This window comes from Kitasatospora sp. NBC_00070, from assembly GCF_045041205.1.
In the GTDB taxonomy this organism is placed as follows: Bacteria; Actinomycetota; Actinomycetes; order Streptomycetales; family Streptomycetaceae; genus Kitasatospora.
The window spans coordinates 5427734-5440728 of record NZ_CP108247.1; the positions used below are offsets into that span (position 1 = coordinate 5427734).

General features: G+C 73.6%; 12 protein-coding genes. 4 read left to right on the forward strand and 8 right to left on the reverse strand.

The annotated features are described in order from the left end of the window. Window positions 1-213 precede the first annotated feature (213 nt). The 3 genes from OHV05_RS24875 to OHV05_RS24885 all read right to left on the reverse strand — a co-directional run bounded on the left by OHV05_RS24875 (window position 214) and on the right by OHV05_RS24885 (window position 3542). Entirely contained in the window at window positions 214-1461 is a 1248-nt protein-coding gene (locus OHV05_RS24875) for a ribonuclease D (protein ID WP_405019621.1), read from the reverse strand. 382 nt (window positions 1462-1843) lie between these two features. Next, complete coding sequence (locus OHV05_RS24880; RefSeq protein WP_057229902.1) at window positions 1844-2560, reverse strand: response regulator transcription factor; 717 nt, start codon at window positions 2558-2560, stop codon at window positions 1844-1846. A 331-nt stretch (window positions 2561-2891) separates the two neighbouring features. Then, window positions 2892-3542, reverse strand: a complete 651-nt coding sequence (locus tag OHV05_RS24885) for a DUF3000 domain-containing protein (protein WP_405019622.1) — start codon at window positions 3540-3542, stop codon at window positions 2892-2894. Window positions 3543-3748: 206 nt separating this feature from the next. On the opposite strand from OHV05_RS24885, the gene hemE reads away from it, so the two are divergent. Next, window positions 3749-4837, forward strand: a complete 1089-nt coding sequence (gene hemE, locus OHV05_RS24890) for a uroporphyrinogen decarboxylase (protein ID WP_405019623.1) — start codon at window positions 3749-3751, stop codon at window positions 4835-4837. A 55-nt stretch (window positions 4838-4892) separates the two neighbouring features. On the opposite strand, the gene OHV05_RS24895 is transcribed toward hemE, so the two are convergent. Both OHV05_RS24895 and OHV05_RS24900 read right to left on the reverse strand, forming a co-directional pair. Further along, complete coding sequence (locus tag OHV05_RS24895; protein WP_405019624.1) at window positions 4893-5897, reverse strand: DUF4349 domain-containing protein; 1005 nt, start codon at window positions 5895-5897, stop codon at window positions 4893-4895. 133 nt (window positions 5898-6030) lie between these two features. Beyond that, window positions 6031-6804, reverse strand: a complete 774-nt coding sequence (locus OHV05_RS24900; RefSeq protein ID WP_405019625.1) for an SDR family oxidoreductase — start codon at window positions 6802-6804, stop codon at window positions 6031-6033. Window positions 6805-6875: 71 nt separating this feature from the next. On the opposite strand from OHV05_RS24900, the gene OHV05_RS24905 reads away from it, so the two are divergent. The 3 genes from OHV05_RS24905 to hemQ are packed head-to-tail and all read left to right on the forward strand — an operon-like array spanning window position 6876 to window position 9392. Continuing rightward, complete coding sequence (locus tag OHV05_RS24905; RefSeq protein ID WP_405019626.1) at window positions 6876-7247, forward strand: hypothetical protein; 372 nt, start codon at window positions 6876-6878, stop codon at window positions 7245-7247. Between the two features lie 34 nt (window positions 7248-7281). After that, window positions 7282-8682, forward strand: a complete 1401-nt coding sequence (hemG, locus tag OHV05_RS24910; RefSeq protein WP_405019627.1) for a protoporphyrinogen oxidase — start codon at window positions 7282-7284, stop codon at window positions 8680-8682. After that, on the forward strand, window positions 8679-9392 hold the full coding sequence (hemQ, locus tag OHV05_RS24915) for a hydrogen peroxide-dependent heme synthase (RefSeq protein WP_405019628.1): 714 nt from the start codon (window positions 8679-8681) through the stop codon (window positions 9390-9392). Before hemG ends, hemQ begins: the two co-directional genes overlap by 4 nt. Before the next feature lie 55 nt (window positions 9393-9447). Here hemQ and OHV05_RS24920 read toward each other — a convergent pair whose 3' ends face one another. The 3 genes from OHV05_RS24920 to OHV05_RS24930 form a co-directional block, all read right to left on the reverse strand. Continuing rightward, window positions 9448-10563: a hypothetical protein gene (locus OHV05_RS24920; protein ID WP_405019629.1), complete on the reverse strand. Its 1116-nt coding sequence runs from the start codon at window positions 10561-10563 to the stop codon at window positions 9448-9450. Between the two features lie 287 nt (window positions 10564-10850). Beyond that, window positions 10851-12077 (reverse strand): PQQ-binding-like beta-propeller repeat protein, encoded by a 1227-nt coding sequence (locus tag OHV05_RS24925; protein ID WP_405019630.1) that lies wholly within the window; start codon window positions 12075-12077, stop codon window positions 10851-10853. A gap of 30 nt (window positions 12078-12107) precedes the next feature. Beyond that, window positions 12108-12905 carry a TIGR04222 domain-containing membrane protein gene (locus OHV05_RS24930; RefSeq protein WP_405019631.1) on the reverse strand — a complete coding sequence of 266 codons (798 nt, stop codon included), beginning with the start codon at window positions 12903-12905 and terminating at the stop codon, window positions 12108-12110. Window positions 12906-12995 lie beyond the last annotated feature (90 nt).

The following is a 12995-nucleotide window of genomic DNA, read 5'->3' on the forward strand; positions in this document are numbered from 1 at the left end:
CTACCCGCCGGTAACTACCTTGCCCATAGCCGCCACCCCATGTGTCTCCGATCACTGCCGGTCAGGCATCGGCCGTCAGGGGCTCGGGGAACGGCGACGCCGACCCCAGGAACGTCACCCGTACGGAAGTGGGTCAGGTCCGCGCGTGTCTGAAGCTCAAGACACGCGCGGACCTGACCCACTTCCGTACGGGTGTCACCCCCGAGGCATTGCCTACTCGGCAGGGGCGGGCACCCGGGCGTTCACGAACGCGTCCGCGATCACCGGGGCGACCAGGTCGACCTGCCACTGGCGGGCGCCGAGCTTGCGCAGGGCGGCCCCGACCGACGCGGCGTCGGGCTCGGCCGGCGGCTCCCAGGAGACCCGGCGGACCAGGTCGGGGGTGATCAGGTTCTCGGCCGGCACGTTGTGCTGCTCGGCGAGCTCGGAGACGGCCGCCCGCGCGCCGGAGAGCCGGGCCGCCGCGATCGGGTCCTTCTCGGCCCAGGCGCGCGGCGGCGGCGGACCCTCGTGCGGCGCGGTGGACGGCGGCAGCTCGGCCTCCGGGATCTCCCGGGCCCGCTGCAACGCGGCCATCCACTGGTCGAGCTGACGGCGGTTCACCCGGGGGCCGAAGCCCTGGACGGCCTGCAGCGCGGGGACGTTCAACGGCATCGCCAGCGCGGCGTTCACGATCGCCACGTCGGAGAGCACCCGCCCGGGCGAGACGTCCCGCTCGCGGGCGATCCGGTCCCGGGCCAGCCAGAGCTCGCGGACCGCGGCCAGCTGCCGGCGTCGGCGGACCTTGTGCAGCTGGGAGGTCCGGCGCCACGGGTCGGTCCTGGGGGCGGGCTTGGGCGCCGCGACGATCGACGCGAACTCCTCCTTCGCCCAGCCGAGCTTGCCCTGGGCGTCCAGCTCCTGCTCGAGTGCGTCGCGCAGCTCGACCAGCACCTCGACGTCCAGGGCCGCGTAGCGCAGCCACGGCTCGGGCAGCGGGCGGGTGGACCAGTCCACCGCCGAGTGCTCCTTGGCCAGCGAGAGGCCGAGCACGTTCTCGGTCATCGGGCCCAGGCCGACCCGGGGGAAGCCCGCGATCCGCCCGGCCAGCTCGGTGTCGAACAGCTCCCGGGGCTTCATCCCGACCTCGGCCAGGCAGGGCAGGTCCTGGGACGCGGCGTGCACCACCCACTCCGCGTCGGCCAGTGCCTCGCCGAGCTCGGAGAGGTCCGGGCACGCGATCGGGTCGATCAGGGCGGTGCCCGCACCGGCCCTTCGGAGCTGGATGAGATAGGCGCGCTGGCCGTAGCGGTAGCCGGAGGCCCGCTCGGCGTCGACAGCGACCGGGCCGCTGCCCGCCGCGAAGGCGGCGATGGTCGCGGCGAGCGCGGTCTCGTCCACCACGACGGGCGGGAGCCCCTCCCTCGGTTCGAGGAGCGGGACCGGGGCTGTCTCTTCTGGGATGGCTACGGCGTCGGTCACCCACCAAGGGTACGACGGTACCCGCACACCGGAAGGTCCGCGGACTGGTCAGCCCCGCTCCAGACATATGCCATCCCCGGCCGGGCACCTGTACTCGGGCTCCGCCAGGCACCACCAGGGGCTCGGGGAACTGCGACGCCGGCCTCGGAAAAGGGCACGCGTGCGTAGCTGGTCAGGGACTTTCGCAGTGACCCGCACGCCAGATCTCCTCGCAGTTCCCCGAGCCCCTGGACCGTAGATGCTCGGGCGCCTGCCTATGGCGCAGCCCCGAGCCCCTGAGCGCGCGCCAAAGGCAGGGGCCCGGAGGAAACGTTCCTCCGGGCCACCACCTGCGGTGCTTCCGGGCCGTGGATCGGCTGACGGAGTGTCGGCTGACCAGGGATCAGTGGATGATGCCGGTCCGCAGCGCCACCGCCACCATGCCGGCCCGGTCGCCGGTGCCCAGCTTGCGGGCGATCCGGGCCAGGTGGCTCTTCACGGTGAGTGCGGAGAGGCCCATGGCCACGCCGATGGCCTTGTTGGACTGGCCTTCGGCCACCAGCCGGAGCACCTCGACCTCGCGGCCGGAGAGCTCCCGGTAGGTGGTGGGCTGGACGCCCGGAGCCCCGGGGGCACCGGGAGCGCCCGGAGCACCGGCCGCACCGGGCATCCCCGGCATGCCGGGACGCCGCATCCGGCCGGCCAGGCCACCGGCGCCGATCGGCAGACCGGGGCGGCCGGGCATGGCCACGTTGGTCCGGGTGCCGGTGACCACGTAGCCCTTGACGCCGCCGGCCAGTGCACTGCGCACCGCGCCGATGTCGTCGGCGGCCGACAGGGCCAGGCCGTTGGGCCAGCCCGCGGCCCTGGTCTCGGCCAGGATGGTCAGGCCGGAGCCGTCCGGGAGGTGGACGTCGGCGACGCAGATGTCACGCGGGGTCGAGACCCGGGGGCGGGCCTCGGCGATGGAGGAGACCTCGATGACGTCCCGGACACCGAGCGCCCAGAGGTGCCGGGTGACGGTGTTTCGGACGCGGGGATCAGCGATGACCACCATGGCGGTGGGCTTCGTCGGACGGTAGGCGACCACGCTTGCGGGGTGTTCGAGAAGGACCGACACCGTGCCTCCTGGGGGAGTGGCGGACGGAACCCCGATGGGGGCGGTCGGAGCGTTCCGCGTTTGGAAAGGGTCACAGACACCTTCGGCATCATCAGTGCCCGGCTTTAGCGAATGATCACGATCTGGTGAGTAACAATACGGACAAATCGCGCAGGTGACTGATACGACATGCCCTGGAATCGAACGAAATCGGTCGCGTTCGGAGCCGGAACGACCAGCTCCTGCCGATCAATTGACAGTCCGCGCAGTACAGGTCACGCCCTGTCAGCCCTGGGGGTGGTGTTCGGCCCGCTCGCGGACGAAACACTCCTGGAGGGGAGAGCGCGAGGTGTCAGTGGGAGCGCGGACGGCGCCGCGCGGGCATCGGGACCACTCCGCCGAGTGACGGCGCGTCGGCCAGCGAGAGCGGTGCCGGTGTGGTCGGCGGCAGCCCGGCGCAGACGCAGAGCAGGTCGGCCCAGGCGGCCAGGTGCCGGTCGAACCGGCCGTCGGCGGGGGTCCAGGAGGCCCGGATCTCGATCTCGGTGGACGGCTCCCGGTCGCCGAGGCCGCCGAAGTACTGCGAGGCGCACCTGGTCACGGTGCCGCTCGGCTCGACGTACCCGGCGCCGTGCGCGCCCAGCGCGTCGGTCAGCCAGGCCCAGCCGACGTCCGAGAGCATCGGGTCGCCCGCCATCTCCGGCTCCAACTCGGCCCGGGTCATCGAGACCAGCCGGAACTCGCCGTTCCAGGCGTCCTGCCCGGCCGGGTCGTAGAGCAGCACCAGCCGGCCGTCGGCCAGCTCCTCGCCGTCCACCTCGACCGTCGCGGTGAGCGCGTACGTGAAGGGGGCCATCCGCCGGGGTGCCGGAGCAGGGGAGAGCTCGATCTCGGGACGCAGCCGCGCCCCCGCCAGCGCCTCGACCGCATCGCGGAACTCGATCGGCGCCGACTCCTTGCCTGTTCCGCCACCTTGTGCGGGGTGCCCGCCGACCGCTGCCATGACCGAGAGCCTAGGTCGGCCGGGCCCGCAATCCGAGTAATTTCGGCCGGTGTGGCGTGACGGTTGTCCGATCGTGCCTTGGACCGCCCGGTAGTTGGGGCCGGCGAAGGGGGTCGAGGGCGGCTCCGCCGGTGCCCGTCCGGTCCTGGAGGAACCCACGAGCGGTTGGTGACGGCCGGGCCGGGGGCGCGTGCGAAGATTTGGGCGTGAGTGAGACAACCGCAGCCCAGTCCGGTCAGCAGCCCGCCGCGCGCCGTGGCGCCGCGCACGACTCCGCGTTCCTGCGCGCCGCCCGCCGGGAGCCGGTGCCGCACACCCCGGTCTGGTTCATGCGCCAGGCCGGCCGCTCCCTCCCCGAGTACCTCAAGGTGCGCGAGGGCATCCCGATGCTCGACTCCTGCATGCGGCCCGAGCTGGTCAAGGAGATCACCCTGCAGCCGGTCCGCCGGCACAAGGTGGACGCCGCGATCTTCTTCAGCGACATCGTGGTGCCGCTCAAGGCGGTCGGCATCGACGTGGACATCAAGCCCGGCGTCGGCCCGGTGATCGCGGACCCGATCCGCAGCTTCGCGGACCTGGAGCGGCTGCGCCCGCTGGAGCCGTCCGACATGCCGTACATCACCGAGGCGGTCGGCCTGCTGGTGGACGAGCTCGGCTCGACCCCGCTGATCGGCTTCGCCGGGGCCCCGTTCACGCTGGCCAGCTACCTGGTCGAGGGCGGCCCGTCGAAGAGCCACGAGAAGACCAAGGCGATGATGTACGGCGCCCCCGAGCTGTGGGCCGCGCTGGTCGACCGGCTCGCCGACATCACCTCGATGTTCCTGAAGATCCAGATCGAGGCGGGCGCCTCGGCGGTCCAGCTGTTCGACTCCTGGGTCGGCGCGCTCGCCCCGGCGGACTACCGCCGTTCGGTGATGCCCGCCAGCACCAAGGTGTTCGACGCGGTCGCCGGGTACGGCGTGCCCCGGATCCACTTCGGGGTCGGCACCGGTGAGCTGCTCGGTCTGCTCGGCGAGGCCGGCGCGGACGTGGTCGGCGTCGACTGGCGGGTGCCGCTGGACGTGGCCGCCGAGCGGGTCGGCCCCGGCAAGGCGCTGCAGGGCAACCTCGACCCGGCGGTGCTGTACGCGCCGACCGAGGTGGTGGAGGCCAAGGCCCGCGAGGTGCTGGACGCCGCCGCCGCGGTGGGCGACACCGGCCACATCTTCAACCTCGGCCACGGCGTGATGCCGAGCATGGACCCGGACGCGCTCAGCCGGCTGGTCGACTTCGTGCACCGCAGCTCGGCGCGCTGAGCCACCGGCCCGGCCGACGGTCCGTCACCTCGACGGACCGTCGGCCGGGCTCCGCTCACTCCGCCGGGTCGTGCTCCGGCCGCTCCGGGACGACCGGCGCGGTGGGTACGGCCGTGGTCCGGGTGCGGCGGCGCAGCCACCAGAGCAGCGCCCCGACCGGTCCGAGCACCAGCAGGAACGGCGCGACCGCCGCGACCGCCATCAGCAGGCCGCGGACGACCGCCACCAGCACGTGCCAGCCCCCGCTCAGCGCGCCGCCGACCGACGCCCAGAAGCCGTCCTTCCGCTCCGCCGCCTTCGGCGCCGGGCCGGACCCGGCGAACACCTGGAGCGTGATGGTGGACAGCGAGGTCCGCGCCGTGAGCCCCTGCCGGCGCTGCTGCAACGACTCCAACTCGGCCTCGCGGCGGCTCAGTTCGCTCTCCAGCGAGACCACCTCGGTCAGCGTCTTGGCCTCCGCCATCAGCTTCCGGACCCGGTCCACACTGGCCTGCTGGGTCTTCAGCCGGCTCTCCACGTCGGCCACCTGCTCGGTCAGGTCGTCCGCCTGGCTGCTCCGGGAGAGCACCTCGCCCATCCCGGCCAGCCGGTCCAGGCTCTGCTGGTAGGTCGCCGAGGGCACCTTGAGGGTCAGCCGGGCGTCCGTCGTCGCACCGTCCCCGCCCTTGCCGCCGAGCTGCTCGCCCGCGACGTAGCCACCGGCCGCCGTGGCCAGGTCCCGGGCCTCCGCCAGCGTCCTGGCCACCTCCTTGCTGCGCAGTGTGAGCTGGGCGGTGTACGCGATCAGCCGCGGGGCCACCGGGGCCTCGGTGGCCCCCGCCGGGGCGGCGGAAGCCGCGGCCGCCCCCGACTTGGCGTCGCCCGCGGTGGCGGGAGCCCCCGCGGCCGGTGCCGCGCCCTCGGCCATCTTCTGGGTCTGGGCCTGCGGCGCGGCGGCCGTGTCCGAACTGCTCCTGCTGTCCCCGTTCGCCCCGCACCCGCTGAGCAGGACCGTCACCGCCGTGGCCGCCCCCGCCAACGCCAGCCCGGCCCGCCGTCTTCCGTACCCCGTGCCCGCCATGGTCCGAATCCCTCCCTGGAACGACTCCGTCCCGCCTTGGACGCGGCCCGCCCCGACCGGGATCCGCCCCGGCGATCGCAACTCGGTCACGGCCCGGTCGCGTTGCGGTCAGGCGTCGCCGAACCGTGTCCGCTCAGCGGGCCACCTCGGCCGCCAGGTACTCCTCCCAGCTCCGCACCCCGTCCGCGTTCGGTGTGGTCAGCGCGCCGCTGCGGAAGCCGGCCCCGGCGCGTCCCGGCACCCGGACGGCCAGCACCCGCCGCCGCTTCCCGGCGGCCGCCAGCCAGCTCTCGGCCAGCCGTTCGGCCGGGTACACCGTCGGCCCGCCCAGTTCGGGCGCCTGCCCGACCGGTGCCCCCTGCGCCAACTCGACCAGTCGCTCGGCCACTTCGCGCTGGTCCACCGGCTGGCAGACCGTGCCGCTCGGCACCAGCAGCAGCCCCGGCAGCTTGGACAGCGCCCCGAAGGCGGAGTCCAGCAGGGTCGGGAACTGGGTGGCCCGCAGATTGCTCCACCCGATCCCGGAGTCCGCGAGCAGCCGCTCACCGGCGAGCTTGATCCGGTAGTAGAAGTACGGGATCCGGTCCACCCCGACGATCGAGATGTTCACGACGTGGCCCACCCCGGCGGTCCGGGCCGCCGCGAGCAGCCGCTCGAAGCCCGGCAGGTCGTTCTTCGGGTGCCGGATGTCGGTCGCGCAGTGGATCACCGTCCGCACCCCGGCGAACGCCGCCGCCAGCCCGTCCCCGGTCAACAGGTCCCCCCGCACCCACTCCACGCCCTCGCCCACCGGCAGCTCCGCCCGCCGGGTCAGCGCCCGCACCGGCATCCCCAGCGCCCGCGCCCGTGCCACCACCTCCCGCCCCAGCACCCCGGTCGCCCCGGTCACCAGCACCACGTCCGCCATGACTGCCTCCCTCGATCGACACTTCTGCGAGGAGGACGGAACAGCCCACGGGTTTGTGACAGCCTTGGGTCATGAGCGTGCTGCCCGAGTGGATGTACCCACCGCGTGAAGAGGGTTGGTGCGCGGAGGACCTCGACAGCCTGACCGAGGCACCCCCGCACACCGAACTGATCGACGGAGCACTGATCTTCATGATGTCTCCCCAGCGAGCTTGGCACGGACGGGTCGTGACGGCCCTGACGGTCACCTTGGATGCCATGGCGCCGCAGGGAGTCAGCGTCGAGCGGGAGGACGGTCTGCCGGTGGTGCACGTCTACGAGCTCGATGTGCCGACCGGCGGCTATGTGGCGACGGGGATCTTCCGGGGCGAGCTGACCCGGCCGGTGCCGTTCCCGGTCACCCTGGACCTGGCTGCTCTGCTGACCGGGCGACGTCCTGATTGACGGGATTTGCGGCGGCTCTGCGAGACTGCGGGACATGGCAGAGACGCGGGTCGTGGTGATCGGTGGCGGTATCGCGGGGCTGACCGCGGCGTGGCTGGCGAGTGGGACGGCGCAGGTCACGCTGCTGGAGGCGAGCGGGCGGTTCGGCGGGAAGCTGTGGGGCGGTGAGGTCGGCGGGGTCCGGGTGGACCTCGGGGCCGAGTCGATGCTCGCGCGGCGTCCTGAGGCGGTGGAGCTGGCCCGGGAGGTCGGGCTGGCGGGGGAGTTGGAGCCGCCGACCACGGCGAAGGCGGCGATCTGGACCAGAGGGGCGCTGCGGCCGCTGCCGGGCGGGCAGTTGATGGGCGTACCGGGGGATCTGACGGCGCTGGCGGCGTCCGGGGTGCTCACCGCCGAGGGGGTGGCGCGGGCCGGGCAGGAGGGTGCGGCCGAGGTCGGGGCGGACGTCTCGATCGGGTCGTACGTGGCCGCGAAGCTGGGCCGGGAGGTGGTGGACCGGCTGGTGGAGCCGCTGCTCGGCGGGGTGTACGCCGGGCACGCGGACGAGATCTCGCTGCGCGCGGCCGTCCCGGCGCTGCTGCCGATCGCCCAGCGGGGCGGTTCGCTGGCCGCCGGGGTGCGGGAGCTGATCGCCCGGCCGAGCAACGGCGGACCGGTGTTCCAGGGGCTGCGCGGCGGTCTCGGCACCCTCCCGGAGGCGGTCGCCGCAGCCTGCCGGAAGAACGGGGCCGAGCTGCGCACCGACAGCCCGGTGCAGGAGCTGCGCCGCACTCCCGAGGGCTGGCGGGTCGTCAGCAACGGCGAGGTGCTGCACGCCGACGCGGTGGTGCTGGCGGTGCCGGCCCCGCAGGCGGCGGCGCTGCTGGCGGCCGACGTCCCCGGTGCGGCGGCCGAGTTGACCACGGTGGAGTACGCGGGCATGGCGCTGGTGACGATGGCGTTCCGGCGGGCCGACCTGGACGCGGCGCCGGCCGGCAGCGGCTTCCTGGTGCCGCCGGTGGACGGCCGGCAGATCAAGGCGTCCACCTTCTCCTCGAACAAGTGGGGCTGGCTGGAACGTTCGGCTCCCGACAGCTTCCTGCTCCGCACCTCGCTCGGCCGGCACCGGGAGGAGGCCGCGCTCGGCCGGTCGGACCAGGAGCTGGTGGCCCGCTCGCTGGCCGACCTGGCCGAGGCGGTCGGCCTGCGGGCGAAGCCGTACGACAGCGCGGTGACCCGCTGGGCCGGCGGGCTGCCGCAGTACCCGGTCGGGCACCTGGACCGGGTGGCCCGGATCCGGGCGGCGGTGGCGGGGGTCGGCGGCCTGGCGGTGTGCGGGGCCGCGTACGACGGGGTGGGCATCCCGGCCTGTGTGGCCAGTGCCCGGCGCGCCGTCAACGAGGTGTTGACCCCGGGCGCCGGTGCGCCCGTCACGGAAGGGAGAATGGGCGCATGACTGAGTCCACTGAACAGCAGCCCGCGAAGAAGAAGGCCCGCGACCTCAACCAGGTCATCCGCTACACCATGTGGTCGGTGTTCAAGCTCAAGACCGAGCTGCCCGAGGACCGGACCGCGCTGGCCGCCGAGGTCGACGAGCTGTTCGCCCAGCTCGCCGCCAAGGACGTCACGGTGCGCGGCAGCTACGACGTCTCCGGCCTGCGGGCCGACGCGGACCTGATGATCTGGTGGCACGCCGAGGACTCGGACGACCTGCAGGAGGCGTACAACCGCTTCCGCCGCACCGCCCTGGGGCGCCGGCTGGAGCCGGTCTGGTCGAACATGGCGCTGCACCGCCCGGCCGAGTTCAACAAGTCGCACATCCCGGCGTTCCTCGCCGACGAGGAGCCGCGCGACTACGTCTGCGTGTACCCGTTCGTGCGCTCCTACGAGTGGTACCTGCTGCCGGACGACGAGCGCCGCGCGATGCTCGCCGAGCACGGCAAGATGGCCCGGGGCTACCCGGACGTGCGGGCCAACACGGTGGCCTCGTTCGCGCTCGGCGACTACGAGTGGCTGCTCGCCTTCGAGGCGGACGAGCTGCACCGGATCGTCGACCTGATGCGCGACCTGCGCCCGTCCCGGGCCCGGCTGCACGTCCGCGAGGAGGTCCCGTTCTACACCGGCCGTCGCAAGCCGATCGCGGACCTGCTCAACGGCCTGGCCTGACCGGTGCGAGCCGGGCCCGGGTGACCGGGCCCGGCTCACGGTGCGTCAGAACGCCTCAGAACGCCGAGGTGTAGGCGGTCAGGAACGGGGACGCGACCGGCGACCCGGTGGTGCTGAAGCAGATCGTCGAGAGCTTCACCGTGCCCGCGCTCCGGGTCCACGGCGTGGTGAGCCCGCACCAGCCCGGGCCGGAGCCGTACGCGGTGGCCTGCGCGGTGTCCGGGACGACGGCCACCCCGGGCAGGGTGACGGTGTACGGCGACGAGCCGGCCAGCGTGTTCACCGCGCCGCTGGAGTTGAAGTTGGTCGCCGCGGGCACCCCGCCGTTGAACCACAGGTAGCCGAAGGACTTCGGCGGGAACGCCGGTCCGTGCACCGCCCGTTTGAGCGAGTAACTCAGCGTCCACTGGGTGTCGTACGGGGCGTTGACCGCGTTGAAGCAGGTCACCACCACGGTCTGTCCGGTCGACCTGGGCACCCAGTCGGCCACCTTGCAGCGTGCACCCTGCACCGGGTCCATCGCGGTGACCTCGATGTTGCCGGCCTGGGTGGACAGCCCGAGGCCGGGCAGCCAGGCCTTCCAGATCCCGGTCGAGCCGTGGCTGACCGAGTTGACCCCGCCGGCCGAGTTGTACTGGGCGAGCACCGCGCCGCTGACCGCCGAGTAGGTGTAGCCGTAACTGCCACCGGCCGGTGCGGGCACCCCGCTGCTGGTCGTGTAGAGCACGGTGAACAGGCTGTTCACGGGGGCGCCGCCGAGCTTGTGGCAGTTCACCGCGACGTCCTGCCCGGTGCCCGCGGTGGACCAGCCCTTGATCTGGCACCAGTCACCGGTACGGCCGACCGCGGTCACGTGGGCGATGCCGCCCGGCCCGGCGATCAGCGGGAAGTGCACCACGTACTTGCCGACCGCGAGCTGGTCCACCTTGACCGGGTTGGCGGCGGGGGAGGGCCAACTGCCCCACTGCCTGGTCAGGTCGGGGACGTATCCCGGAGGTGGGGTCGGGTTGTCCAGGAACGCGAAGCCCCAGCGGTCCGGCACGGCGGCCCGGGCCACCCCCGCCGTGGGCAGGGCGGCGGCCAGTAACGCGGCCAGCACGGCCAGGACGAGCAGGACGGCGCGGACGGGTCTGACGGAGCGTACGGACGGTGCGACGGTGCGGCCGGGCATGGGCGTACTCCCTGGGGTGGTGAGGACGGGTCTGCGGCTCGCGCGGCCTGACGGCGCCTCACATCGTAGGAGCGCACATCCGTTCGGCCCAGGCCACCGGCACGATCCGGTGGGCGGTTGTCGGCCTTTGCGGAACCCGTCCCACCACCCCTGTGGGGACCCACCGGTCCCTCGGGCCCCGCCGCCCGCCCGTCGTCCGTCCCCGCCCGCCCCGGCGCTCGTCCGGCGCCCCTGCACTCCCCACCCCGGGGCGCGGGACGATGGCCGGAACGCAACTCCCGGCTCTGCTAACGGAGTTCGACGGCGCTGGTGCCGCCCCCGTAGCGGCTCAGCCGGATCAGCCGGGTGCCGTCGAGGTACGAGATGCCGGTCGGGCTGTAGTACCCGTACCGTCGCTTGGCCCGGACCTTGCCGGTGCCCAGGTCCAGCAGGGTCACCCGGGTGGGTGTCCCGGGCACGTGCGACGAACCGGGTTCCTGGGGTGTGGGCACGTAGGAGTGGAGTGCCAGCACCGAGTCGCCCGCCGGCAGCAGGCCGAGCAGCTCGCCGTCCGACTTCCAGTGCCACCGGACCGTGCCGTCCCGGTGGTCGAGCGCCGTCACGTGCAGGTCGCTCCCGTAGCTCGGCCGGGTCGGCACCAGCAGCAGGTCTCCCGCCCGGACCATCGGCAGCTCCTGCTCCAGCAGGCCGCTGTCGGTCAGGTGGAACTCGAACTTTTTCCCACGCAATGGGAGTTGAGTCGGTACCTCACCCTCGGAACCGAACAGGAACAGCGCGTCCTCCGGTGCGTGCACCCCGGCTCCGGTGACCGCCAGGACGAGTGGGGCGCCGTGCACCACCCGGGCCGATTCGACCTTGCCGCCGAACGGCACGGGAGTCTCCGCCAGCACCCCGCCCCGCTCCAGGTCGAGCCGGCGAACCGTGATCTCCCGCTCGGTGTGCGCGACCTGGAGCACGTCGGACCCGGAGGCCACCACCTCGAAGGAGGTGGAGTCGGGGTCCGCCCACGGCGGCTGCAGCGGCGTCCCGGTCCGCAGGTCCAGGGTGACCGCCCACCGGCCGGTCTGCAGCACGGCCCGCCCCGGGACCAACGCCGGCGCCCGCGCGGCGGGACCGCTCCAGCGGTACGGGGTGTTCGAGTAGGGATCGTCGACGGTCAGCCGGTACGACCAGAGCTCCTTGCCGGTGCCGACCTCGATGCCGACCGCCGTGGTGCGTTCCCGGTCGCTGCCCTCCTTCACCAGCACCGCCACCGCCACGCCGTCGACCACCTGGTCGCTCATCGCGCTGAGCTCGGCCCACTTCGGGGTCGGCCAGTTCCAGGCGACCTCGCCGTCGGTGGTCCGGACCGCCTGCAGCCCGGTGGCCAGTCCGCCGACCACCAGCCCGGGCACGGCCCAGCCACCGATCAGCCAGATCGCCCGGCCCGGTCGGGCGGTGGAGGTCCAGGCGGTCGGCAGCCGCCGGAACCGGCGGCGGCGGAGCAGGTCGGCGAGCGGCGGTGCGGTTTCCACGGGTGTCCTGTCGGGAGGTACGGGTGCTGGTCAGTTCCGCAGGGCGGCCCGGAGGCGGGCGTCCGGGAGTGCAGCCGGGCCCACCACGGCGACGGCGGTGAGGAGTTCGCGCTCGGCCGCGTCCGGCAGGCCCGGGGGCGGTTCGTCGGGGGCACCCGCCTGCTGCGGGAGGCGGGCGGCGGTCAGCAGCTCCTGGCCGGCCGGTGTGGCCCACCGGGTGTACGGGTGGACGTCCACCCGGGCCATCAGCAGGGTGCCGCTGGTCAGGATGATCGGCAGCGAGAACCAGGCCACCGCCGACCCGGCGTCACCGGTGCCGGGGGCCGCCACGGCCAGCGCGGCGCCGAGCAGGGCCACCGACAGCAGCAGTGCCTGTCGGACCTGACGGACCGCCAGCGAGGTGCTCTCCCGGACCGTCCGGGGGGTGGCCAGCCCGGCCTGGACCAGACGGCCGCCGATCTCCAGCACGATCGGATGGTTCGCCAGCCGGTCCCGGAGCTCGCCGGTGCGGCACTGGCCCTCGGGGCCGATCGCGGCGATCAGCGCGCGCTCCAGCCGGCTCCGGCCGTGCGGGTCGACCACCGAGGTCCACCCGGTGTGGGCCAGGTGCAGCCGCCCCCGGCCGGTCATCAGCACCAGGGCCAGCTCGACCACCCGGACCGGTCCGCCGGCCAGGTAGGCGGTCTCGTAGAGGCCCACCCCCACCGGCTCCACGGGGTGCGACCGGGCCGGTCCGGCCAGCGAGTCCGCGGTGGCTGCGGCCCGGACCAGCCGCAGGCAGGAGAGTACGGCCGCGAGCAGGGCAGGGACGAGCAGGAGCAACCACATGGCCTTGTTCTAGACCGGTACCTGCGCCGAGGGAAAGGGTTCCCGGACTGCGGTACCGAACTGTGACTGTCCGTCCGGTCCGGCGGCGGG

Coding starts and splice junctions, on each gene's coding strand:
- OHV05_RS24885 (WP_405019622.1), bottom strand. CDS start 3,542: ATGGCAGCGGTCGGCGGGCACCCCGCACAAGGTGGCGGAACAGGCAAG.
- OHV05_RS24895 (WP_405019624.1), bottom strand. CDS start 5,897: ATGGCGGGCACGGGGTACGGAAGACGGCGGGCCGGGCTGGCGTTGGCG.
- OHV05_RS24900 (WP_405019625.1), bottom strand. CDS start 6,804: ATGGCGGACGTGGTGCTGGTGACCGGGGCGACCGGGGTGCTGGGGCGG.
- OHV05_RS24905 (WP_405019626.1), top strand. CDS start 6,876: ATGAGCGTGCTGCCCGAGTGGATGTACCCACCGCGTGAAGAGGGTTGG.
- hemG (WP_405019627.1), top strand. CDS start 7,282: ATGGCAGAGACGCGGGTCGTGGTGATCGGTGGCGGTATCGCGGGGCTG.
- hemQ (WP_405019628.1), top strand. CDS start 8,679: ATGACTGAGTCCACTGAACAGCAGCCCGCGAAGAAGAAGGCCCGCGAC.
- OHV05_RS24920 (WP_405019629.1), bottom strand. CDS start 10,563: ATGCCCGGCCGCACCGTCGCACCGTCCGTACGCTCCGTCAGACCCGTC.
- OHV05_RS24930 (WP_405019631.1), bottom strand. CDS start 12,905: ATGTGGTTGCTCCTGCTCGTCCCTGCCCTGCTCGCGGCCGTACTCTCC.